Source organism: uncultured Streptococcus sp., assembly GCF_963545685.1.
Lineage (GTDB): Bacteria > Bacillota > Bacilli > Lactobacillales > Streptococcaceae > Streptococcus.
In genome coordinates this window covers 36,601-59,432 of record NZ_CAUUKN010000005.1, presented here as the reverse complement: position 1 = coordinate 59,432, position 22,832 = coordinate 36,601, and the positions used below count along the sequence as shown (strand labels likewise).

At 41.6% G+C, this 22,832-nt stretch carries 20 protein-coding genes and 1 pseudogene; 19 read left to right on the top strand and 2 right to left on the bottom strand.

The features are described 5' to 3' along the window. Positions 1 to 247: 247 nt before the first annotated feature. From glyQ to RWZ99_RS02015, 4 genes are all read left to right on the top strand, one after another. Positions 248 to 1,165, top strand: a complete 918-nt coding sequence (gene glyQ, locus RWZ99_RS02030; RefSeq protein WP_002886077.1) for a glycine--tRNA ligase subunit alpha — start codon at positions 248 to 250, stop codon at positions 1,163 to 1,165. Between the two features lie 280 nt (positions 1,166 to 1,445). After that, complete coding sequence (glyS, locus tag RWZ99_RS02025) at positions 1,446 to 3,482, top strand: glycine--tRNA ligase subunit beta (protein ID WP_314676048.1); 2,037 nt, start codon at positions 1,446 to 1,448, stop codon at positions 3,480 to 3,482. A 33-nt stretch (positions 3,483 to 3,515) separates the two neighbouring features. Beyond that, positions 3,516 to 3,773 carry a DUF896 family protein gene (locus tag RWZ99_RS02020; protein WP_314676047.1) on the top strand — a complete coding sequence of 86 codons (258 nt, stop codon included), beginning with the start codon at positions 3,516 to 3,518 and terminating at the stop codon, positions 3,771 to 3,773. 168 nt (positions 3,774 to 3,941) lie between these two features. After that, positions 3,942 to 5,333 (top strand): amino acid permease, encoded by a 1,392-nt coding sequence (locus tag RWZ99_RS02015; protein ID WP_314676045.1) that lies wholly within the window; start codon positions 3,942 to 3,944, stop codon positions 5,331 to 5,333. Positions 5,334 to 5,404: 71 nt separating this feature from the next. Here RWZ99_RS02015 and RWZ99_RS02010 read toward each other — a convergent pair whose 3' ends face one another. Continuing rightward, positions 5,405 to 6,040 (bottom strand): nucleotidyltransferase, encoded by a 636-nt coding sequence (locus tag RWZ99_RS02010; protein ID WP_314676044.1) that lies wholly within the window; start codon positions 6,038 to 6,040, stop codon positions 5,405 to 5,407. Between the two features lie 305 nt (positions 6,041 to 6,345). On the opposite strand from RWZ99_RS02010, the gene RWZ99_RS02005 reads away from it, so the two are divergent. Continuing rightward, the gene (locus tag RWZ99_RS02005; protein WP_314676043.1) at positions 6,346 to 8,250 is read left to right on the top strand and encodes a beta-glucoside-specific PTS transporter subunit IIABC; all 1,905 of its coding nucleotides are present in this window, start codon (positions 6,346 to 6,348) and stop codon (positions 8,248 to 8,250) included. 38 nt (positions 8,251 to 8,288) lie between these two features. Here RWZ99_RS02005 and RWZ99_RS02000 read toward each other — a convergent pair whose 3' ends face one another. After that, positions 8,289 to 9,047 (bottom strand): peptidylprolyl isomerase, encoded by a 759-nt coding sequence (locus tag RWZ99_RS02000; protein WP_314676041.1) that lies wholly within the window; start codon positions 9,045 to 9,047, stop codon positions 8,289 to 8,291. 286 nt (positions 9,048 to 9,333) lie between these two features. Between RWZ99_RS02000 and RWZ99_RS01995 the strand changes: the two genes are divergently transcribed. The 14 genes and pseudogenes from RWZ99_RS01995 to RWZ99_RS01930 all read left to right on the top strand — a co-directional run bounded on the left by RWZ99_RS01995 (position 9,334) and on the right by RWZ99_RS01930 (position 22,586). Then, complete coding sequence (locus tag RWZ99_RS01995) at positions 9,334 to 10,662, top strand: hypothetical protein (protein ID WP_314676040.1); 1,329 nt, start codon at positions 9,334 to 9,336, stop codon at positions 10,660 to 10,662. Between the two features lie 412 nt (positions 10,663 to 11,074). Continuing rightward, positions 11,075 to 11,503 carry a hypothetical protein gene (locus RWZ99_RS01990; protein WP_314676039.1) on the top strand — a complete coding sequence of 143 codons (429 nt, stop codon included), beginning with the start codon at positions 11,075 to 11,077 and terminating at the stop codon, positions 11,501 to 11,503. A gap of 79 nt (positions 11,504 to 11,582) precedes the next feature. Further along, positions 11,583 to 11,696, top strand: a pseudogene (locus tag RWZ99_RS01985) (TIGR01741 family protein); the annotation flags it as partial. A gap of 76 nt (positions 11,697 to 11,772) precedes the next feature. Further along, a complete protein-coding gene (locus RWZ99_RS01980; protein ID WP_314676038.1) occupies positions 11,773 to 12,666 on the top strand; it encodes an ABC transporter ATP-binding protein in 894 nt (297 codons plus the stop codon). Then, the gene (locus tag RWZ99_RS01975; RefSeq protein ID WP_314676037.1) at positions 12,663 to 13,403 is read left to right on the top strand and encodes an ABC transporter; all 741 of its coding nucleotides are present in this window, start codon (positions 12,663 to 12,665) and stop codon (positions 13,401 to 13,403) included. Before RWZ99_RS01980 ends, RWZ99_RS01975 begins: the two co-directional genes overlap by 4 nt. After that, positions 13,396 to 13,974, top strand: coding sequence for a hypothetical protein (locus RWZ99_RS01970; RefSeq protein ID WP_014621870.1), 579 nt, complete (start codon positions 13,396 to 13,398; stop codon positions 13,972 to 13,974). Before RWZ99_RS01975 ends, RWZ99_RS01970 begins: the two co-directional genes overlap by 8 nt. Before the next feature lie 327 nt (positions 13,975 to 14,301). Further along, positions 14,302 to 15,540: a CD20-like domain-containing protein gene (locus RWZ99_RS01965; RefSeq protein WP_314676033.1), complete on the top strand. Its 1,239-nt coding sequence runs from the start codon at positions 14,302 to 14,304 to the stop codon at positions 15,538 to 15,540. A 115-nt stretch (positions 15,541 to 15,655) separates the two neighbouring features. Continuing rightward, complete coding sequence (locus RWZ99_RS01960; RefSeq protein ID WP_314676032.1) at positions 15,656 to 16,561, top strand: LysR family transcriptional regulator; 906 nt, start codon at positions 15,656 to 15,658, stop codon at positions 16,559 to 16,561. Between the two features lie 8 nt (positions 16,562 to 16,569). Further along, positions 16,570 to 17,031 (top strand): signal peptidase II, encoded by a 462-nt coding sequence (lspA, locus tag RWZ99_RS01955; RefSeq protein ID WP_314676031.1) that lies wholly within the window; start codon positions 16,570 to 16,572, stop codon positions 17,029 to 17,031. Continuing rightward, a complete protein-coding gene (locus RWZ99_RS01950) occupies positions 17,015 to 17,908 on the top strand; it encodes an RluA family pseudouridine synthase (RefSeq protein WP_314676029.1) in 894 nt (297 codons plus the stop codon). Before lspA ends, RWZ99_RS01950 begins: the two co-directional genes overlap by 17 nt. Positions 17,909 to 18,124: 216 nt before the next feature. After that, on the top strand, positions 18,125 to 18,646 hold the full coding sequence (pyrR, locus tag RWZ99_RS01945; protein ID WP_314676028.1) for a bifunctional pyr operon transcriptional regulator/uracil phosphoribosyltransferase PyrR: 522 nt from the start codon (positions 18,125 to 18,127) through the stop codon (positions 18,644 to 18,646). Positions 18,647 to 19,102: 456 nt separating this feature from the next. Continuing rightward, positions 19,103 to 20,380, top strand: coding sequence for a solute carrier family 23 protein (locus RWZ99_RS01940; RefSeq protein WP_314676026.1), 1,278 nt, complete (start codon positions 19,103 to 19,105; stop codon positions 20,378 to 20,380). 24 nt (positions 20,381 to 20,404) lie between these two features. Then, entirely contained in the window at positions 20,405 to 21,331 is a 927-nt protein-coding gene (locus RWZ99_RS01935) for an aspartate carbamoyltransferase catalytic subunit (RefSeq protein WP_314676025.1), read from the top strand. A 166-nt stretch (positions 21,332 to 21,497) separates the two neighbouring features. After that, positions 21,498 to 22,586, top strand: coding sequence for a carbamoyl phosphate synthase small subunit (locus RWZ99_RS01930; protein ID WP_314676024.1), 1,089 nt, complete (start codon positions 21,498 to 21,500; stop codon positions 22,584 to 22,586). Positions 22,587 to 22,832: the final 246 nt, after the last annotated feature.

Below are 22,832 nucleotides of genomic sequence, written 5' to 3'. Positions count from 1 at the left end.
AGGTCGAATGACTTAGGAGCAGAGACATGGTTCTTTTTGTATCCTAAGTCACAAAGAAAAAGGAGTAAATCATGTCAAAAAAATTGACCTTCCACTGCGTCAGTGGCAGAGACCTCCTTACAGTCGGACTGCCCCACGCTCAGCACTAGGGTGCCTGAGCTAAACGCAGTACTAACTCGTCTTGCCTCGTATAATCGACGAGGCAGACTCGTGTCGCAAGAAATCATTTTTAATTAAGGAGTATTCAATGTCTAAGAAATTAACATTTCAAGAAATTATTTTGACTTTGCAACAATACTGGAATGACCAGGGTTGTATGCTCATGCAGGCTTATGATAATGAAAAGGGTGCGGGTACGATGAGTCCTTACACCTTCCTTCGTGCCATTGGTCCTGAGCCATGGAATGCTGCTTATGTAGAGCCGTCTCGTCGTCCAGCTGACGGTCGTTACGGAGAAAATCCAAACCGTCTCTACCAACACCACCAATTCCAAGTGGTCATGAAACCATCACCATCAAACATTCAAGAACTTTACCTTGAGTCATTGGAAAAATTGGGTATCAATCCTTTGGAACACGATATTCGTTTCGTTGAAGATAACTGGGAAAACCCATCAACTGGTTCAGCTGGTCTTGGTTGGGAAGTTTGGCTTGACGGTATGGAAATCACTCAGTTTACCTACTTCCAACAAGTTGGTGGTTTGGCAACTGGTCCGGTAACTTCTGAGGTCACTTATGGATTGGAACGTTTGGCTTCTTACATCCAAGAAGTAGACTCGGTTTATGATATCGAGTGGGCTCCAGGCGTTAAATACGGAGAAATCTTCCTTCAACCAGAATACGAACACTCAAAATACAGCTTTGAAGTCTCAGACCAAGATATGCTTCTTGAAAACTTCGAAAAATTTGAAAAAGAAGCAGGACGTGCTTTGGAATTGGGTCTTGTTCACCCAGCTTATGACTACGTTTTGAAATGTTCACACACCTTCAACTTACTTGACGCTCGTGGTGCCGTTTCTGTTACAGAACGTGCAGGTTACATTGCCCGCATCCGTAACTTGGCCCGTGTCGTAGCCAAGACCTTCGTTGCAGAACGTAAAAAACTTGGTTACCCACTTCTCGACGAAGCCACACGCGCAAAACTCCTAGCAGAAGAGGAAGAATAAAGAGAGTTACAAGAATGGAAAAAGGGCGAACAGAGTGAGCCCATATGGCACCCAGATGCAAGTCAAAGACTTGCTAAAGGGATAGGCACCGCCGTACTGCTATATGGGGATTTTTGAAACTTTAGGTTCAAAAATCAGTTGGCTAAATCCACTTTGATGAGACTGTTGGAGATCTATGTCAAGTAGACATAGATCTCCCTACAGCCTCACAAAGTTAGTTAGCGACGTCCCCAGTACCCTAAGGTGCCTATCAAAAAGAAGAAGATGTAAAGGAAAAAACATGACAAAAAACTTATTAGTAGAACTTGGACTTGAAGAGTTGCCAGCCTATGTTGTCACACCAAGTGAAAAACAACTAGGAGAGAAAATGGCAGCCTTCTTGGATGACAACCGTCTCTCATACGAAAGCATTCAAACCTTCTCAACACCACGCCGTTTGGCTGTCCGTGTGATTGGTTTGGCTGATCAACAAACAGATTTGACCGAAGATTTTAAAGGGCCTTCTAAGAAAATCGCCTTGGATGCTGATGGAAACTTCTCAAAAGCTGCCCAAGGATTTGTCCGTGGAAAAGGCTTGACCGTTGACGACATCGAATTTCGTGAAGTCAAAGGGGAAGAGTACGTTTATGTGACGAAACATGAAGCTGGAAAACCTGCTAAAGAAGTCTTGGCTGGTATCCCAGAAGTACTTGCTTCATTGACCTTCCCTGTCAGCATGCACTGGGCTAACAACAGCTTTGAATACATTCGACCTGTTCACACTTTGACCGTCCTTTTGGGAGAGGAAGCCCTTGAACTAGACTTCTTGGATATTAAGTCAGGTCGTGTGAGCCGTGGACACCGTTTCCTAGGGCACGAAGTGGAAATCACCAATGCGGATTCTTATGAAGAAGACCTTCGTACCGTTTACGTGATTGCAGATAGCAAAGAACGTGAAAATATGATTCGTGAGCAAATCAAAGCCATCGAAGCAGAACAAGGTGTTCAAGTCCAAATCGAAGAAGGACTTTTGAACGAAGTCTTGAACTTGGTCGAATACCCAACTGCCTTTATGGGAAGTTTTGACACTAAATATTTGGATGTTCCAGAAGAAGTCTTGGTAACCTCAATGGAAACGCACCAACGTTACTTTGTGGTGCGCGATCTTGATGGTCAGCTGAAACCAAACTTCATCTCAGTCCGTAATGGGAACGCTGAGCACTTGGAAAATGTTATCCGAGGAAATGAGAAAGTCTTGGTGGCGCGTCTCGAGGATGGTGAATTCTTCTGGCGTGAAGACCAAAAACTCAAGATTGAAGACCTCGTTGCTAAATTGGCAAACGTAACCTTCCATGAAAAAATTGGTTCCCTTTCAGAACACATGGCCCGTGCTGGTGTCATTGCGGCATCATTGGCTGACCAAGCTGGTTTGACTGCTGAAGAAACAGCAGCGGTAACTCGTGCAGCTGAAATTTACAAATTCGACCTCTTGACTGGTATGGTTGGTGAGTTTGATGAGCTTCAAGGGATTATGGGTGAAAAATATGCCCTTCTCGCTGGTGAAGATGCTGCAGTAGCGACGGCTATCCGTGAGCACTATCTTCCTGATTCAGCAGACGGAGCCCTTCCTGAAACCAAGGTTGGTGCCATCCTTGCTCTTGCGGATAAATTGGATACCCTTCTTTCCTTCTTCTCAGTCGGTTTGATTCCATCTGGTTCCAATGACCCTTATGCGCTTCGCCGTGCAACACAAGGGATTGTTCGTATCTTGGATGCTTTTGGTTGGCATATTCCTATGGATGAGTTGATTGACAGTCTTTACGGACTTTCATTTGATAGTCTTTCATATGACAATCAAGCAGAAGTGCTCAACTTCATCAAGGCGCGTGTGGACAAGATGATGGGACGTACACCAAAAGATATCAAAGAAGCTGTTCTTTCTGGTTCAAACTTTGTCGTAGCCGATATGCTGGAAGCAGCTGAAGCCCTTTCAGAAGCTGCTAAGACTGATGGTTATAAGGCAGCTGTTGAGTCACTCTCACGTGCTTTCAACTTGGCAGAAAAAGCAGATGCTTCAGTAGCGGTCGATGCTAGTCTCTTTGAAAATGCTCAAGAAAAAGCTCTTGCTAAGGCGATTGAAGAATTAGAATTGACAGGTTCAGCTAGTGACAAATTGGTCCAACTCTTTGCTCTTAGCCCTGTTATTGACGCTTTCTTTGACAATACCATGGTTATGGCTGAAGATGAGGCTGTGAAAAATAACCGTTTGGCCCTTCTTGCAGGTCTTGTAGCGAAAGCTAAGGCTGTCGCCGCCTTTAACCAATTGAACACAAAATAATGACCTGATGACAGGTAGAAAGTAGGTCTTATTATGACACCTGAAAAAATTGCTCGAATCAATGAGCTTGCCAAAAAGAAAAAAGCAGAAGGCTTGACACCAGAAGAAGAGGTAGAACAAGCAAAACTTCGTGAGGAATATATTGCGGGCTATCGTCGTGCTGTCCGTCATCACATTGAAGGTATCAAAGTTGTTGACGAAGAAGGTAATGATGTTACCCCTGAAAAACTCCGACAAGTACAACGTGAAAAAGGTTTACATGGGCGTAGCCTAGATGATCCTGAATCTTAATAATTTGAAAATAGGGGCTTGGGTTTATTCCGAGCTCTTGTTTTTTCGTTGAAATATTCTGAATTTTATACACAATATTGACCAGTTGTTTCAAAAATGGTAAAATACAGGTTATGTTAAAAATAGTAGGGCTCCTTGAGTCATGTTAAATAGAATTGGAGTGAAAAAATGTCGCAAAAGCAACATCATAACGACGACGATAACCAGACTAAAAATGGTATGGTACGTGGTCTTCAAAACAGACACGTTCAGCTGATTGCCATCGCTGGTACAATTGGTACAGGTCTCTTCCTTGGGGCAGGGCGTTCCCTTTCCCTAACAGGACCTTCAATCATACTTGTTTATATGCTGACAGGTGTCTTCATGTACTTCATGATGCGAGCTATCGGTGAGATGCTCTACATGGACCCGGACCAACATACCTTTATTAACTTTATTACGAAATACCTTGGTAAAGGCTGGGGGTTCTTCTCAGGCTGGTCTTACTGGGTATCACTGGTATTTCTTGGTATGGCAGAAATTACAGCAGTTGCGAGCTATGTGCAGTTTTGGTTTCCAAGTTGGCCTGCCTGGCAGATTCAGATTGTCTTCCTGATTATCTTGAGTTCGGTAAACTTGATTGCGGTTAAGATTTTCGGAGAAGTTGAGTTTTGGTTTGGAATGATCAAAATTGTCACCATTCTTGCCTTGATAGCTACAGGGATATTTATGGTAGCAACTAACTTTGAAACACCAGCTGGACATGCGAGCCTTACTAATATTACACAAGGCTTCCAGATGTTCCCTAAAGGTTGGGTAAGCTTTGTCATGACCTTCCAGATGGTTTTCTTTGCCTACCAAGCTATTGAATTTGTAGGAATTACAACATCTGAGACAGCAAACCCTCGAAAGGTGTTGCCAAAGGCAATCAAGGAAATTCCGATTCGTATTGTAATCTTCTATGTGGGAGCGCTCATTGCCATCATGGCTATCTTCCCATGGCAGAAGCTCCCAGTTAATGAGTCACCGTTTGTAACGGTCTTCCAAATGGCTGGTATCAAGTGGGCAGCAGCTTTTATTAACTTCGTTGTCTTGACAGCGGCAGCCTCATCTTTGAACTCAACACTTTATTCAACTGGTCGTCACCTTTTCCAAATCGCTAGGGAAACACCAAACAGTAAGGTTATGAAATCTTTGAAACTTGATACCTTGGCACGTAATGGTATTCCTTCTCGTGCCATCATTGTATCAGCTATTGTGGTCTGTATCTCAGCCTTTATCAACGTACTGCCTGGTGTGTCTGATGCCTTTGCTTTGATTACCGCATCATCATCAGGGGTTTACATCGCTATCTATATCTTAACCATGCTTGCTCATCTCAAGTACCGTAAATCTCAAGAATTTATGGCAGATGGCTTCCTTATGCCGGCCTATAAAATTCTTAATCCTTTGACTATCGGATTCTTTGTCTTCGTCTTTGTTTGTCTCTTCTTGCAAAAGTCAACTGTTGTCGGAGCTATCGGAGCAGCAATCTGGATTGTGGTATTCAGTATCTATAGTAACTTGAAACATAGTAAATAATCCAAGCTAACTCACCTTTCTGGTGAGTTTTCTTGTTGCAAAAAAAGGACACAAGGTGTCCTGGTTATAAATTATGCAATGCTTTCTTGGTTTCCATGTTGAAAAAAACCACCTAAGAGGCTTTTGCTGCGGTGAAAAATAGCAGGTTTGTGATTGTTGTGTGCACGCCCATTTACATCTAGTTTGGCCCATTCAAGAGCTTGATAAGCATTTCGATCTGATACCGTGGAAGTACCAATGTAGCTGTAGATACCGGCCTGAGAAAGAATAAAGCCTTGAAGTTGGCGAATGTGTTCGTCGTTAAGCGCTTCTGAAAAATATATCTTAACAGTCTTATAAGTTAAGGCTTGAACAGACTCAACGATAGGCGACTCTGCTAAGAGGTGTAGAAGTGCTTGATGCTTAGTAAAGTACTTATCATAGTCCATCGGAAGAATAATAGTATGGGCAATCCAATCCTCTAAATTGGCTCTAGCTTTTTCACTAAGTCCTTTGGCTGTAATATTGAGGTTATCTATGTTGAAAGGAAGCTGGTCGATGTGAGCAATGTTTGAACCATATGCCTTTCTGAAAAGCGGTGTACTTGATAGAATATGTCCAGTAGGTGAAATAATAGCCAAGGCGGTTTCCTTGGTATGGTAACCAAGTTCTTGGCATTCCATGCTAGCGTAAGTGTCTTTAAATTCAATAATTGCTCTTGTTTTCATCGTGTAACTCTCTTTCTGTTAGTTTATAAACTAACAATAGTTTATCACGACTTAAAGTCTTGGTCAAGATTTTACATCCAAAAACAAAAAATATTTTTGTAAGGGCTTGCAAAAATATTCTAACTCTGATATTATAAAGCCATAGCAAAAGGATTGTTACTGGTTAGCAGGCAAAACCTAGATAAATACGAAAAACTGATGGGAGTAGTGTATACTCGACCCAATTAGTTCTTGGTATTTATTTAGGTTTTTTTCGTTGAAAAAGCCTCAAAGAAACTAAAATCCTAGAAAAGAAAGGAGCCCTTATGGCTAAATATACTGAATTAGCTGAGGACATTCTCAAACACGTTGGTGGTAAAGAAAATGTCAATAGCTTGAAACACTGTGTGACACGTTTGCGCTTTGATTTGAAAGATGAGTCTAAAGCAGATGATAACTATCTTAAGAACCGTGATGGTGTCGTTACTGTTGTTAAGGCAGGAGGTCAATATCAGGTGGTTATTGGTAACCATGTCCCTGATGTTTATGCGGAGGTTCTTCAAGTTGGCGGTCTTCCAGCAGGTGGTAGTCTTGATCTTGATGAAGGTGATGCACCAAAGGGCAATCTCTTTGACCGCTTTGTATCTCTAGTCTCAAGTATTTTCCAACCTTTCCTTGGCCCTTTGGCTGCGGCCGGTATTATCAAGGGTATAGTTGCTATCATGGCAGTGTGTGGCTTGTCTGCTGCAACGAGTCCTATGTATGTTATCTTGAATGCAGCAGGAGATGGTTTCTTCCAATTCTTGCCAATCTTGATAGCATTAACATCTGCCCGTCGTTTCAAGGTTAATGAGTTTACAGCTATTGCGATTGCAGGAGCACTTGTTTACCCTGATATTGCTACACTAGTGACTGCTCTTCAAAAGGCAGGTCAAGGGCATGTTTTAGGAGTTATTCCTTTTGCGCTTCCTGCAGGAGGTTACCTCTCAACTGTCATGCCTTCTATCTTAGCAATTTGGGTAGCTTCATACATTCAAAAATTCTTTACCAAGATCACTCCGGATGTGATTAAAGTCTTCGTAGTGCCTTTCTTTACATTACTCATTACCGTTCCATTAACATTCTTGGTGGTGGGACCAGTTGCCAATACTTTCTCTGATGGATTGACAAATGTTTTCCAAGCAATCATGAACTTTAATCCGATTGTCTTTGGTCTTTTACTTGGTATTTTGTGGCAAGTAATGGTCATGTTTGGAATGCACTGGGCACTTGTTCCTCTTGCGATCTTAGATGTGGCAACAAACGGAAGTTCAAGTATTCTTTCAGCAGCTATTTTGCCATGTTTCACGCAAACAGGTGTATTGGGAGCTATCATGCTTAAGACAAAAGAAGAAAAAGTCCGTACCATTTCTATGCCAGCATTTGTTTCATCTATTTTTGGGGTTACAGAACCAGCTATCTATGGTGTGACACTTCCAATGAAAACACCATTCTATATTTCATGTGGGGTTTCAGGATTGATGGGAGCTGCCATGATGGCCCTAGATATTAAGATGTATTCAACTGGTGGTATGGGTGTCTTTGTCTTCCCAAGCCTGATTGGACCGGATGGTAGCTTCACTAAAGTTATCTTTGCGATTCTTATTGCTGTCTTTGGTGGTATCCTCGCCTTCTTCATCCAACTCTTTGTACGAGTACCAAATCTATACAGTGGCGCTGAAGCAACTAAGACTGAGGAAAAAACTGGCAAAGCTGCGCCTGCTCCTAAAGAAATTCAACAAGAAATCATTGCTAGCCCGCTCATCGGGAATATTGTACCTCTTGATCAAGTACCAGACCAAGTCTTTGCATCAGGAGCTATGGGTAAGGGGATTGCTATTGATCCTACCGATGGTGTCGTTGTTGCACCAGCTAAGGCAACCGTTAATTTAGTCTTTCCTACCGGCCATGCTATTGGTTTGACAACTGAAAATGGTGCAGAGCTTCTCATCCATATTGGTATGGATACTGTTTCACTTGCCGGTAAAGGTTTCAAGACCTATGTAGAAGCAGGGGATGTTGTAGAAGCAGGCCAAAAACTTATAGAATTTGACCTAGCAACTATCCGAGAAGCTAAATTACCAGTCATCACACCGGTCATTGTAACAAACACTGCTGACTTCGATGATGTCTTAACGACTAAAGAAGCCCGTGTTAACACTGGTGACTATCTCCTCACCGCTGTTAAATAAAAATAAAATCCGAGAAGCCCATTCTCGGATTTATTTGTTTATTTGAATTTGTAGTCTTTAACGACTTCGACTGAATTAACGGTTACATTTTCTTTTGGTTTGCTATTGTCATCAACTTCAAGGTTAGCAATAGTGTCAACGACATCCATGCCTTTGATGACTTGTCCAAAGACAGTATATTTCGTATCACCAGCAGGGTAACCACCATTTTTGTAGGCGTCAATGATAGGTTTTGGATAGCCAGCATTTTCTAGTTGCTTACTTTGGTCATCCTTGTTTTGAACGATGAAGAATTGGCTGCCGTTTGAATCTTTAGCACCGGTATTAGCCATAGCAAGTGCGCCACGGATGTTGTAGAGGAATGGTGTAGGCTCAACAGCGAAACCTTTCTTCCAGATAGATTCTCCGCCAGTACCATCTCCCTTAGGATCACCACTTTGAATCATGAAGTCCTTGATAACACGGTGGAAGGTAAGACCATCGTAGTATTTATCCTTGGCGAGCTTCAAGAAGTTTTCAGAAGCCTTAGGAGCAAGTGTAGGGAAGAGTTTAACAGTGATGTCGCCTTTTGAAGTATGGAGGATAACTTCAGCTTCGTCCTTGCCGACCTTGTCTGTCAACTGTGGAAAGGCCTCTTTTCCAGATTTTTGAGCCTTTTCTAATTGTTTAGTGAATATCTTGTTATCCACGTAATCATCTCCACGAATAGCACGTGAAATGTTCTCTCGGTAGACAAATCCTAGTCCAGCGATAACAAGTACAATAATTAATGGAATGTACTTTTTAATGTTTTTCATATATAACTCCTTTGGTGCATTATAACTACTATTGTAGCAGAAAAAAACCTTTTGGGAAACGGTTAACAGAGGTCTTTAATTATGGTAGAATGGGATTATCAACAAGAAATTGAACATGGGACTAGATATAGGGAAAGGTTGCCTCAAGTTGTAAAGAGAGGTCAGACTTTTTAAGGGACATTTGCACTTATCTTAATCAGAGATAGGTGTCTAAGTCCTGACTATAGAAAACTTCACTAATTTGAAGGGATTTCTTGTTTAGATTTCTTGATAAAAGGAGATTTTTATGTCAACTAAAGCAGAATGGGCTAAACTCTTTGAGTCGGTACATGGGCGTAAACCTAGCCCCCAAGAATTTTTGGACGCTAAAGCAGCTAACTTTGATACTAGTGCTTTGACTGCTCAAGCAGCATCTGTACAAGCACCAGCTAATGAAACTATCGCTGAAAAAGTGCCAGCAGAACAAGCTGATGCCGCTGATGTTGCTGAAACAGCCGAAGATGCTGTCGCAGAACAAGCAAGCAGTGAATCACCATTTGGTACAGCAGCCTTCTCAGAAGCGCCTGTGCAACAACCAACACCACAATTTGATTCAAGCATGTTTGAAAAGGCCTCTATCCCTACAGCTCAAGGATTTGGAGCAGTTCCTAATCCAGCACCTAGCTCAGCGGATAAGCTTGTCTTCAACCTTATCTTGCCAATCGTTGCGATTGCCCTTTCAGTAATCTTTGCCATCTTGGCATGGTTTGTCAGTCCTGCTTGGCTCTTCATTATCTTGACAGTCCTCGCAGTTGCTGTAGCAGTGGTTTCACTTATCTTCAGTCTTAAATCTAGCAAGAAATTGCTCTCAATCATCGCAACAGGTGTTGCTGGTCTCATGCTCTTTGTTTCTATTGGCGGTTTGATTTTCCAAATGTCTCAAAACTCTAGTGATAGCGCAAGCTCAAGCAAGACATCAAAAGTTGCTGACAAAGACGATGATGACGCTGACAAAAAAGATGATGACAGCGATTCAAAATCTGATTCAAAAGGTGATAGCACTGACGTCAACGATTACATTGATAAAAATGCTAAATTTGACTGGAATGAATCTAAGTTCAAGAAGTTGAAAGCAGGTAAAGACACTGTTAAATCAATCATTAAGACATATGGCAAGGCGTCAAATGCTGAGATGTCAGGTGATGAGTTGAAGTTGACATACTCTGGTAAAGACTATGGCGAAAGTGTCTACCTAAACTTTAAGAAACAATATGATGGTACTTTTATCTTGTCATATGCTTCAGGTAGATTCTCTCAAGATAAGGTAGAAATTGATAGCTCTTACAAATCTGACTGGACGAAAGAACAGTACGAGGCACTTACTGAAGGAGACTATAGTGACCCATCTAATGGTACGAAACTAGAAGATGTCATTAAAGATCACCCTAAAGCTGCAAGGGGAGAGTACACAATCACAACATCTCGTGAAGGTGAGTTCAAGAAAGAGATGACTCTCTCTTATAGTGACTTTGATGCAGAAGAAGGTAAACTCAAGAGTGTTTACTTGTCATTTGATACCAAAGAAGGTGAAGATACCTTCTACCTTACTTATAAATCAGGTTTGGGAGATGACTAAATAGGGAACAGGAGGGGAGACCTTCCTGTTTTTTCTTGATAAAAGGAGAAAACTATTGAGATTTTTAAATTATACATTCGAGAAAAGTCAGTCTCTTGTCACTAAGGAGACTGTAGAAAAACTCAATCAAAAAGGAAGCTGGAAACGTTTTATTGGTTTATTTATCACTTCAATCCTTATTTACTTTTCCTCCATTGCCACACCGTTGTTTATAAAGGGCTTGACCGTTGAACAAGATCCTACATTTTCTTGGATTCAGTGGCCCATGATTTTCTTGTATCTTATCATGTATCTGCTTTATCTGCTCTTTTCAATAAGGCACAGAAAAAGTCCGATGAAGCTGAAATTTTGTACTTACTTTTACATGGTAGTCTTACTCGCTATCTTTACAGTATGTGCTGGTATAATGATGATGACACGACGAAATATTGTCAGTATACTATCAGGGGCTATGTTTCTTCTTTCCATTTATTATTTGATTCGAACGGTTCCCCGTAAACTGAAAGAAGCCGTTCAAAATCAGACAGAGTTTAGCCCCATGGTAGCACTTGTGACTGAAAAGATTTCGGATGGTTTGGTCTTTTTAGGTGGAACCGGGCTTACAGCTGGACTGGTGCTCTTTGACCGCTCCACTGGAAGTGATATAAGAGGGAGCATCGATGCGGTGTTGATGCCCCTAATGCCAGCAATATTTGTCTTTGCGACCTATGTCTTTTCCATTGATTTGCTACGAGGTTATTACCTCTTTAAATACTCCGAAAGCTATCGAGAGCAATTCGGCTATTCAGCTAAGGACTGGTATGGCGAGAAATCGAAGGAGTATAGGAGGATGCAGGGTTAGGGTGTGGTTAAAGTAATGTATGAAATTGATGGCAAAATGCTTGAAGTTAAAACAATTTTAAACCGTATTGGAGGATAAAATGGAAAAACAAATTAATGAAAAAATTCGTGAGATTGCTCAGAGTGTTAATGAAGAGGGGAAAAATGAGTATATCTACAATCTCTATATTCCAAAGCAATATAATTTTCCTAATAATACTGAAATTATAGATATTGAAAAAATAATTGAACAAATTAAAGGGGATCTTCCAAATCAAGGGGTAATCTTAAATGACTAACATAACATTTTCACAAGTTCAAAAGAGATTTCACAAGAGGTTGGTGTTAGACATTCCTGATTTTCAAGCGGATTCAGGTAAAATCGTCTCCATCGTTGGTGGCAATGGTGCCGGTAAGTCGACTTTTATCAAGCTCTTGGCAGGGATTTTTTTGCAGGATAAGGGCGAGGTTCGTGTTCATGGCGTTTCTAATCGCTCCAAGAAAATCCACTCGCTGGTCAAGTTTGTCTTGGAGAGCGGGCAGGGGTTGTACAGTTATTTGACAGCTATGGAAAATCTCCAATATTTTCTAGGCTTGAATGGGATTGCCTTGTCTCATATCAAGTCAGAAGTGGATGTCTTATGTGACCAGCTGGCTTTTACCCCTTATAAGGATACGCTGGTTTCAGAACTGTCCCAGGGCAACCGTCAGAAATTGACCTTAATCTTAGCCTTAGTACAAAAACCGAAAGTTCTCTGTTTGGATGAGCCGACCAATGGGCTAGATTTGCTGGCAAAAAAACAGCTGATAACTCTTTTGCAGGATTATGCTCGTTACCATCAAGCAAGTATTTTCATCACCAGTCATGACGCTAGTTTTATCGAGAAGGTCAGCACTCGGGTGGTGGTAATTCAGGAGGGGCGGCTTTATCGTGACGGAACCTTTGAAGAGATTTTTGGCAATGTCCACCAGTATGAAGTCTATCACTTGCTTCTAGATAAGAGTGCAGAAAGTGTACTGAGACAAAACTTTACTGAGCTGGACTACAAGGTGCTTGATGGTGGGATTTCGGTAGAGACCAGAAATCCAGACCTTTATCGGCTATTGCTAGAAGAAACGGAAGTCTTGCAGTTCACTCGAGAACCTGCCTCTTTGGAAGATTTGCTGTATGAGGTGCTCAAATGATGCTAGCAGCGATTGGGCGAGAGTTTAGTCGCCAACTCAGTGAATACAAACAGTTCAAAGTCAATCTTCTCTTTGCCAATTTGGGAATTTTCTTTCTGGTTACGGGTTTTCTGAACTATTTTGACAGTCAGCAAGATACTTTTGAGCTGTTTATCTTGCTTTTTACTTGGTATTTTTCTAGCCACAGTATCACTCATCCGACCTATTTTATCGAGGATGAGATTGCAGACCGCACCATTATCAACGTGATTCAGAGTCGGAGGAGCATCTTTGTCATGCTTTTTATCAAAATTATCGTACAGATTTTGTTGGACCTGGTCAAGGCCATTCCTTTGTTTTGCTTGGTTGCCTTGGTTCAGCAGATTGCCTTTCCTACTGACTGGGTCGATACATTTGTTACCTTTCTTCTGTCCTTTGTGGTTATTGCGTCCCTTTATGGTCTAGGCTTTCTCTTTGCCAGTTTTTCCTTTGTCTTTACAAAAATTTCCAGTATTACTAGCCTCCTTGCTTACGGGATTCTCTTTTTGGTTGGTTTTCAGGAACAATCGAGTCATTTGATTGCTACTTTAACTCGTTTCTTGCCTTTCCATCTCTTGGTGAGTTTTATCCGCCAGCCAAGTTGGTTCGTTCTTTTATTATTACTGGGATACGGTTTGATTTACTGGCTCTTGGGTTACTTGTGCTTTCAAACTTGTTTGACCTATGCCAAAAAGAAGGGAAGTTTGTTCCATGTATAATGAAGTGAAGCGATTTTATCTCTTTCGCAGGAGACGCTGGGCGGATACCCTGTTTGACACCCTCTACCACGTCATTTTCATTCTTGGTTTTTATAGCCTTTTGAGAGGAAATTCTGACTTTCAGTTGTCCTATTTCTATTATTATTTCATCTTGACCCATGTGGTTTCCTTGGGAAATGAAGAGTTGGAGTACGAGATTCGGTCTGGGCAATCTTTTGGCACCCAGTATGCCTTGCAATCAGTGTATAGAATTTACCTGCAACGAGCAGTGGTTTACTTTGTTTGGTTGTCTTTGATCTTCTGGATTGCTCTGCTTTTGATTCATCAGGGTTTACCAACTCACTTTTCTTTGAAGGTCATCAGTTTCCAAGGACTGTTCGTGGTACTGATTGGTTTCCTGATTTTCCTCGGCTATTATCTTGTCATGATTCGACTGACTATCCGCTTCCAACGAATTTCAGTCTTGGTAGATTTTCTAAACACCGTGCTCTTATTCTATTCAGGACTCGTCTTTCCAGTGGTGAGTTTTGGGAATTTGAAGAAATTATTTGATGGGATTATAAGAAATTAAGGATTCTTTTTCAATGCAGAGTCCTTTTTCTATTGAAAAATTCTTTTAATTCCTATCCTCTGAGACGGTGAAGGTGATATACTCTCACTTACAGTGGACAGTGAAAATACTATAATTCACTAGAAGTGAATGGCACCACAAAAGTTAGACAGAAAAATCTAACTTTAGGGTGCAGTTTTTTTCGACTTTCATCCATTTTCTATGAGATAGCTTGTCACTTAAGCATATAAGACAGTCTCAAAAAATTTTCTCTTATATCCGACCTTATTTTCATAAGATGAGATTAAAGTATGATAGAATAAAGAAAAAGATATAAAGGAGTCAGCTATGGCAACTAGAGAAGAATGGGTGCGTCACTTTGAGGACGTCAATGGTCGTAAACCAAGTCCTGAGGAGTTTATGGAGGCTAAGAAAGAGGGCTTTGTCATCGCTTCTGAGGAGGAAGCTTCCCAAGTGTCTGAACAGGTTGAGGCTCAGCAGGTGGATAGTTCTGAAGCTACTGAAGAGGTAGCTGCTGAGTCAGAAGCAGATGCACAACCAGACGAAGCTCAGGTGACATTAGAGGAGGAAGCTCCTAAGCAAATGCCTGAGTTAAATATGGAGAAAGAGCAAGAAAAAGAGGCTCCAAAGACAAGTCAGATACCTTTGGAGAACCCTTATTACAAACCTAAAGAAGTCAAAAATAATGCTTTTGTTAACATCGTTCTCCCGATTATTATTCTAGTCTTGGGACTTCTATTTGCCGTTTTGGCTTGGACACTTCCAATTGGTTTCATCTTTACCTTCCTTGCTTTCTTTTTTATCATTTTGGCTATTGTGACCATGGTGCTGAGTCTAAAGTCAACACGCAAAGCACTATCTATTATTGCTTTGGTGATGTCAATTATTTTCTTCATGACTTCGCTTGCTGGAACAGGCTATCAAGTGGTGAAATATGTCATGAACCATGCTGAAGAGTTCCAAAGTGACGGTAACGACAGAGCTTATCAATATATTAATGAGAATTATAAGTTTGACTGGACCGAGGATCAGTTTAAGGAGTTAAAGGTTGGTACCTTGACTTTGGATGAAGTCTTGGATACCCACGGTAATGCGACTGATGCCGAGTATAGTGAGGCTTACGAGGAAGATGAACCAGATTTATTAGACCTTACTTACAGAAAAGAAGGTACAGATGGAAACAACTATGTTCGTTTAACTTTTGAGAAAAAAGATGATGTCTATGTTTTGAAATCTGCCTCAGCGACCTTCGACTATGATAAGGTCAAAGAAGTCGATGACTATCGTAGCAACTGGACAAAAGATGACTATGAAAAGTTGTCTCTAGGCACACAAGCCGATTTGCTCAAGGGGACACGACTTTCTGAGGTAGTTGAAAAACACCCAGAGGCTAGCTTTACTTATCATGAAATGACACAAACCGAACAAGGAGACCTCACTCAGTCAGTGAGTCTTAGCTACCGTGATTATAATCCAGAAAGTGGTAAGTTAGGTACTGTTCGTTTGACCTTTGACTACGATAAACGTGAAAACGAGTACTTCTTGACAGACAAATCAGACGAATAAGACTACTTTTTTAGTAATTCAAGCTCAGGGTTGCCTGGGCTTTTTACTATCAACAAAAGAGGATAAAATCTGTTATAATAGAACTGATTGATTTTTCAAGAAAGAAGTGTCACATATGAACATACAACAACTACGTTATGTCGTAGCCATTGCCAACAGCGGAACCTTTCGTGAGGCAGCCAGCAAGCTCTTTGTGAGTCAGCCTAGTCTTTCAGTGGCTATCAAGGATTTGGAGCAAGAGCTGAATTTTCAAATTTTCACCCGTACAACGACGGGGGCTGTCTTGACCAGTCAGGGTATGACCTTTTATGAACGTGCGCTTGAGGTAGTGCGCAGTTTTGATAGTTTTGAAAATCGCTATCTTAATGCTTCTGAAAAGGGCAACCAGTTTTCGATTGCCAGTCAGCACTATGACTTTTTGCCACCTTTGATTACGACTTTTTCAGAACGTTACCCTGATTACAAGGATTTCCGAATCTTTGAGTCTACGACTATTCAAATTTTGGATGAGGTAGCCAAGGGGCACAGTGAGATTGGAATTATCTATTTGAATCGTCAAAATAGTAAGGGAATCCAACAAAATATGGACAAGCTTGGGCTTGAGGCTATTGATTTGATTCCATTTAAGACTCATATTTATCTTCGCAAGGGGCATCCACTGGCTCAAAAAGAGAGTTTAGTCATGGAGGATTTGGCGCACCTACCTACCGTACGTTTTACTCAGGAGAAGGACGAGTATCTGTACTATTCTGAAAACTTTGTGGATACGTCAGATTCGTCTCTTATGTTTAACGTGACAGACCGTGCGACTTTGAACGGTATCTTGGAGCGTACGGATGCTTATGCGACGGGCTCAGGTTTCCTGGATGCTCAAAGTGTAAACGGTATTACAGTTATTCCACTTGAGGATAATTTGGATAACAAGATGGTTTATGTTCGTCGTAAAGGAATTAATTTGTCGTCGTGTGCTCTCAAGTTTGTCAATGTTATGTTTGACTACTTTGATACTTATAAACCATAGGAGGACTTATGCGTAAGGTTATGATTCCTTTGGCCATTCTGGCCTTGATTGGTTTGGATCAGTGGGTCAAGCATTGGGTTGTGGCAAATATTGCCCTCAACCAAGTTATCAAGGCTATTCCTGGGGTGTTCAGCTTGACCTATTTACAGAACCGTGGTGCTGCTTTTTCGATTTTACAGAATCAGAAATTTTTCTTTGTGATTTTGACGGTTCTAGTGATTGGTGCTGCTCTGGTCTATCTGGTTAAGAATTACCAGAAGAGCCTATGGTTGGTTCTATCTTTGGTTTTGATTATCTCAGGTGGTATTGGCAACTTTATCGACCGTGTGCACTTGGGTTACGTGGTTGATATGGTTCAGCTTGATTTTATTGATTTTGCAATATTTAACGTGGCAGATTCCTATCTAACGGTGGGCGTCCTGCTCTTGATTTTAGTCTTATGGAAAGAGGAAAATGGAAGTCATCATTAAAGAGGCGGGAAACCGTCTGGACAAGTCTTTGGCAGATTTGACAGAATTGTCACGTAGTCAGGCCAATGAAGCGATCAAGGCTGGAACAGTCTTGGTCAATGGTAAGTTGGCCAAGGCTAAGTATGCGGTTAAAGAGGGTGATGTCATCACCTATGTATTGCCTGAAGAAGAGGTCTTGGAATACAAGGCTGAAGATATTCCTCTGGATATTATCTACGAGGACGCGGATGTGGCAGTGGTCAACAAACCTCAAGGCATGGTGGTCCATCCATCAGCTGGTCACACGTCTGGTACCTTGGTCAATGCTCTTATGTATCATGTCAAGGACCTTTCGTCTATCAATGGTGTGGTTCGTCCTGGGATTGTTCACCGTATCGATAAGGACACGTCTGGTCTTCTTATGGTTGCTAAGAATGATAAGGCCCACAATGCTTTGGCGGCTGAGCTTAAGGATAAGAAGTCACTTCGCAAGTATGTAGCTATCGTTCATGGCAATTTGCCCAACGACCGAGGCGTGATTGAGGCTCCGATTGGGCGTTCTGACAAGGACCGTAAGAAACAGGCGGTAACAGCTAAAGGAAAACCTGCGGTAACTCGCTTCACCGTTCTGGAACGATTTGGCAACTATACCTTGGTAGAGTTGCAACTGGAAACAGGTCGGACCCACCAAATCCGTGTGCACATGGCTTATATCGGTCACCCAGTGGCTGGAGATTCTCTTTATGGGCCTCGTAAGACCCTCAAGGGCCATGGACAATTTCTACATGCCAAGACCCTTGGTTTCACGCATCCTACGACAGGAGAATTGGTCGAATTTACAGCAGAAGAACCTGCTATTTTCAAGGAAACCTTGGAGACTTTGAAAAAAGGTAACTAATCATCAAACGGATGGTCTTTCTTGGGAGAGGCTATCCGTTTTTTTCTTGTAAAAGAGTCTGAAATTTGCTATAATTTACCTAATTAAATAAGTCCTTTAATCACTGTCCAGAGAGGCAGGCAAGGAGCCATGAGAAGCGCACGGGTGGACTGTGCCATATTTTTGTGTATCTCCTTGTTTCAAGGGGATTTTTTTGTATTTAGAAAGGTTCTTTTTATGAAGAAAAAAGAGATCGTCGATGACGTAACCATGAAACGTGCCATTACACGTATCACTTATGAGATTATTGAGCGAAACAAGAATCTCGACAAGATTGTCTTGGCTGGTATTAAGACACGTGGTGTCTATATTGCTCAGCGTATTCAAGAGCGCTTGAAACAGTTGGAAAACCTTGATGTGCCATTGATTGAGCTTGATACTAAGGCTTACCGTGATGATGTTAAGGCTGAGCAAGACACGTCTGTTATTCCTGTCGAGATTGATGGAACAGATGTTATCCTTGTGGATGATGTGCTCTACACAGGTCGTACTATCCGTGCTGCGATTGATAATATCGTTAGCCATGGACGTCCGGCGCGTGTTGGTTTGGCTGTCTTGGTTGACCGTGGTCACCGTGAATTGCCAATCCGTGCAGACTATGTTGGTAAAAATATCCCAACAAGTGAGTCAGAAGAAATCGAAGTTTTGGTTTCTGAAGTTGATGGTAAAGATAGCGTCAACATTATCGATCCAAGCTAAGATTTTGATAGGCTAGTTCATGAACCTAGAATGATTCTTTCGCTGTGGTAGAGGAATCTTGGTTTGAATGTAATATGCCCTGAGCCTAGTGCAAAAAAGATAAATACTCTTAGGAGCTAGCGCTCCGTCATCGTATTTCCTATTTTACTTTAGGCTTTAGACGGGCTTTGTATCTTGTTAATTGAACACGGGACTCATTTCTTAGGAAAAAAGATAAGTCTCCTAGCACTCTTTGGAGTGCGGTGTCGACTTCCTATTTTTCTACAGAAATGTTTAGCTAGGCTAAAACGTCCCTTTGTATCTTGTTAATTGAACACGGGACTCATTTCTTAGGAAAAAAGATAAGTCTCCTAGCACTCTTTGGAGTGCGGTGTCGACTTCCTATTTTTCTACAGAAATGTTTGGCTACGCCAAAACGTCCCTTTGTATCTTGTTTTTAAGGAGTCCTTTGATATCGTGAATAACGTAAAATATGATGTGAATGATATGCCAAAACCTGGTTTGTTGCTTGGTTTGTCATTCCAGCACTTGTTTGCCATGTTTGGTGCGACGGTGCTTGTGCCGATTTTGGTTGGGATTGATCCCGCTATTGCTCTTTTCTCATCTGGTTTGGGAACTTTGGCTCACTTGACGGTGACTAAGTACAAGATTCCAGCTTACATGGGGTCTAGTTTCGCCTATATTGCGGCCATGCAGATGCTTATGAAGACTGACGGGATCGCAGCGGTGGCTCAAGGTGCCATGGCTGGTGGTTTGGTCTACTTGATTGTTGCCCTGATTGTTAAGTATGCGGGGAATGCTTGGATTGATAAGGTCCTACCACCAATTGTGGTTGGTCCAATTATTATCGTCATCGGTTTGAGTCTTGCGGCTAATGCAGTTAAGGATGCGACAATGGTTAATGATACCTATAGTATCTTCAGTCTTGTGATTTCTATGGTGACTCTCTTTGCCGTCATCCTCTTTAACATGTATGGTAAGAAAATCATCGGTGTTATCCCAATTTTGCTTGGTTTAATCGTGGGTTATATTTTCTCAGTGGTTCTTGGTTGGTTGACAGGACATGAGTTTGTTCAATTTTCAAAAGTTGCGGCCGCTCATTGGTTCCAAGTTCCAAGTTTTGATATTCCATTTGTGAATTATGACTTCAAACTCTATCCAAGTGCGATTTTGACCATGGCCCCAATTGCCTTTGTGACAATGACTGAGCACTTTGGCCATGTCATGGTTTTGAATAGTTTAACTGGTCGTGATTACTTTAAAGATCCAGGTCTTGACCGTACTCTAACGGGTGATGGTTTGGCACAGATTATCGCTGGTTTCTTTGGAGCTCCGCCAGTAACTTCTTATGGTGAAAATATTGGAGTTATGGCCCTCAGTAAGGTCTACTCAGTTTACGTTATTGCGGGCGCAGCAGTGATTGCGGTCTTGATGAGTTTTATCGGTAAGGTATCTGCTCTCTTGAGTTCTATCCCAACAGCTGTTTTGGGTGGCATTTCTATTGCCCTCTTTGGGGTTATCGCTGCTAGCGGTTTGAAAATTTTAGTTGAACATAAGATTGATTTTGATAATAAAAAGAATCTCTTGATTGCTAGTGTTATCTTGGTATCTGGTATCGGTGGTTTAATGATTGACCTTGGTGGTCTTCAAATCACAGGTGTGGCAAGCTCAACCATTCTTGGGATCTTACTTTACCAAATCTTGCCAGATCCTAATAAAGGTAGCAAGGACTAGTTAATCATTAAAAAAGGAAAAACTATGGCGATTGCAGATGGAAAAGTGTCACTAAAACATTTGGTGACTATGGAAACCCTCACGAATGAAGAGGTCTTGGGCCTGATTCGTCGAGGTGGAGATTTTAAAAACGGCAGAGCTGATTTCCAGCTGGATCGACAGTATTTCGCTGCCAATCTCTTTTTTGAAAATTCAACACGAACTCATAAGTCCTTCGAAGTGGCTGAGAAAAAACTTGGCTTAGATGTGATTGAGTTTGATGCTGGGACCAGCTCAGTAAATAAGGGTGAAACCCTCTATGATACGATTTTGACTATGTCTGCTTTGGGTATTGACATCTGTGTGGTTCGCCACTCGGAAGTTGACTACTACAAGCAGTTGATTGACAGTAGGACTATTCAGACCTCTATTGTTAATGGTGGTGATGGTTCTGGGCAACACCCAAGTCAGTGTTTGCTTGACTTGATGACCATTTATGAAGAGTTCAGAACCTTTGAAGATTTAAAGATTTGTATTGCAGGTGATATTACGCATTCGCGTGTGGCTAAGTCAAATATGCAGATTCTCAAGCGTTTGGGAGCTCAGCTTTATTTTGCTGGTCCTGCAGAGTGGTACTCAAGTGAGTTTGATGTTTATGGTCAGCATGTGGCCATTGACGACGTCATTGAGGACTTGGATGTACTCATGTTGCTTCGTGTTCAGCACGAGCGTCATGGGGATGACAAAGGATTTTCAAAAGAAGAGTACCATACTCTCTATGGTTTGACTGAAGAACGTTATGCCAAGTTAGCAGATCAATCAATCATCATGCACCCAGCTCCGGTTAATCGTGATGTGGAAATTGCTGATAGCTTGGTTGAAGCACCTAAGGCTCGAATCGTTGCTCAGATGCAAAATGGAGTCTTTGTCCGTATGGCGATTATTGAAGCTATTTTAAATGGCAAAGCGTAAACAACGTTAACAGATTCCCGAGAGAATCAGACGAAAAAGAACATGGGCTAAATCCTCGGAAAATAGATAAATCTTTCTAGAAGCTTGAGCTTCTGCATCGGATTTACTAGTTTTCATTCAGATTGGAATGCCCTTTGTATCTTAGTGAAAGGAACTATTTACTATAATGGCAAAACGTTTACTTATTTTGGAAGACGGCACAATTTTTGAAGGTCAGGCCTTCGGTGCTGATGTGGATGTGACGGGTGAAATCGTCTTTAATACTGGTATGACAGGTTATCAAGAATCTATCACCGACCAGTCTTACAACGGTCAAATTTTGACTTTTACTTATCCATTGGTTGGGAACTATGGTGTTAACCGTGATGACTATGAGTCAATCACGCCAACAACTAAGGGAGTGGTTGTATCAGAGGCTAGCCGTCGTGCCAGCAACTGGCGTAACCAAATGACCTTGGATGAGTTTTTGAAGGCCAAAAACATCCCTGGTATTTCTGGTATTGATACACGTGCCTTGACTAAGATTATCCGTCAACACGGTACCATGAAGGCGACTTTGGCTAATCCTGGAGACAGCATTGAGCACTTGCAAGATCAATTGCGTGCCACTGTTTTGCCAACGAACAATATTGAGCAGGTATCGACTAAGACAGCCTACCCAGCACCAGGTGTTGGTAAAAATATCGTTTTGGTTGACTTTGGTCTTAAGCACTCTATCTTACGTGAATTTTCAAAACGTGATTGTAACGTGACGGTTGTTCCTCATGACATCACAGCTGAAGAAATTCTTCATCTTAATCCAGATGGTGTGATGTTGTCCAATGGTCCAGGTAACCCTGAAGATGTGCCGTATGCACTTGATATGATTCGTGGCATCCAAGGTAAAATCCCAATTTTTGGTATTTGTATGGGTCACCAGTTGTTTAGTTTGGCGAATGGTGCCAAGGCCTATAAGATGAAGTTTGGTCACCGTGGATTTAACCATGCGGTTCGTGAAATTGCGACTGGTCGTGTTGATTTTACCAGCCAAAACCATGGTTATGCCGTTGACCGTGACACACTTCCAGATTGCCTCATGGTAACGCATGAAGAAATTAACGATAAATCAGTCGAAGGTGTTCGTCACCGTGACTTCCCTGCTTTCTCAGTGCAATTCCACCCAGATGCAGCGCCTGGTCCACACGATGCGAGCTATCTCTTTGATGAGTTCTTGGAATTGATTGATGCTTTCCAAGCTGAAAAAGCACGTCGTTAATTACAACTGTCTAGTGACTATAATGGGGTATTACTCTTGTTTGCCCCAGTCTACTACCTTATTTAATGACAACCAGAGAGTTGTCAAATAGAAAGGAGAATTAAGGACTTGTATTCAGTTAAAGAAACGAAGTGTAGTGCCTTGTTTCTTACAGAGTGAGACCTGTCTTTACTGGAAGGAGTTTTCAGCCAAAGATCTTGTGTCAATAATGTCATCTGAAACTGAACACGGACGGAAAGCTCGGAA

What these genes read in the sequence shown, in the direction of transcription:
- glyQ (WP_002886077.1), top strand. Translation starts at nt 248, where the DNA reads ATGTCTAAGAAATTAACATTTCAAGAAATTATTTTGACTTTGCAACAA.
- glyS (WP_314676048.1), top strand. Translation starts at nt 1,446, where the DNA reads ATGACAAAAAACTTATTAGTAGAACTTGGACTTGAAGAGTTGCCAGCC.
- RWZ99_RS02020 (WP_314676047.1), top strand. Translation starts at nt 3,516, where the DNA reads ATGACACCTGAAAAAATTGCTCGAATCAATGAGCTTGCCAAAAAGAAA.
- RWZ99_RS02015 (WP_314676045.1), top strand. Translation starts at nt 3,942, where the DNA reads ATGTCGCAAAAGCAACATCATAACGACGACGATAACCAGACTAAAAAT.
- RWZ99_RS02010 (WP_314676044.1), bottom strand. Translation starts at nt 6,040, where the DNA reads ATGAAAACAAGAGCAATTATTGAATTTAAAGACACTTACGCTAGCATG.
- RWZ99_RS02005 (WP_314676043.1), top strand. Translation starts at nt 6,346, where the DNA reads ATGGCTAAATATACTGAATTAGCTGAGGACATTCTCAAACACGTTGGT.
- RWZ99_RS02000 (WP_314676041.1), bottom strand. Translation starts at nt 9,047, where the DNA reads ATGAAAAACATTAAAAAGTACATTCCATTAATTATTGTACTTGTTATC.
- RWZ99_RS01995 (WP_314676040.1), top strand. Translation starts at nt 9,334, where the DNA reads ATGTCAACTAAAGCAGAATGGGCTAAACTCTTTGAGTCGGTACATGGG.
- RWZ99_RS01990 (WP_314676039.1), top strand. Translation starts at nt 11,075, where the DNA reads ATGACACGACGAAATATTGTCAGTATACTATCAGGGGCTATGTTTCTT.
- RWZ99_RS01980 (WP_314676038.1), top strand. Translation starts at nt 11,773, where the DNA reads ATGACTAACATAACATTTTCACAAGTTCAAAAGAGATTTCACAAGAGG.
- RWZ99_RS01975 (WP_314676037.1), top strand. Translation starts at nt 12,663, where the DNA reads ATGATGCTAGCAGCGATTGGGCGAGAGTTTAGTCGCCAACTCAGTGAA.
- RWZ99_RS01970 (WP_014621870.1), top strand. Translation starts at nt 13,396, where the DNA reads ATGTATAATGAAGTGAAGCGATTTTATCTCTTTCGCAGGAGACGCTGG.
- RWZ99_RS01965 (WP_314676033.1), top strand. Translation starts at nt 14,302, where the DNA reads ATGGCAACTAGAGAAGAATGGGTGCGTCACTTTGAGGACGTCAATGGT.
- RWZ99_RS01960 (WP_314676032.1), top strand. Translation starts at nt 15,656, where the DNA reads ATGAACATACAACAACTACGTTATGTCGTAGCCATTGCCAACAGCGGA.
- lspA (WP_314676031.1), top strand. Translation starts at nt 16,570, where the DNA reads ATGCGTAAGGTTATGATTCCTTTGGCCATTCTGGCCTTGATTGGTTTG.
- RWZ99_RS01950 (WP_314676029.1), top strand. Translation starts at nt 17,015, where the DNA reads ATGGAAGTCATCATTAAAGAGGCGGGAAACCGTCTGGACAAGTCTTTG.
- pyrR (WP_314676028.1), top strand. Translation starts at nt 18,125, where the DNA reads ATGAAGAAAAAAGAGATCGTCGATGACGTAACCATGAAACGTGCCATT.
- RWZ99_RS01935 (WP_314676025.1), top strand. Translation starts at nt 20,405, where the DNA reads ATGGCGATTGCAGATGGAAAAGTGTCACTAAAACATTTGGTGACTATG.
- RWZ99_RS01930 (WP_314676024.1), top strand. Translation starts at nt 21,498, where the DNA reads ATGGCAAAACGTTTACTTATTTTGGAAGACGGCACAATTTTTGAAGGT.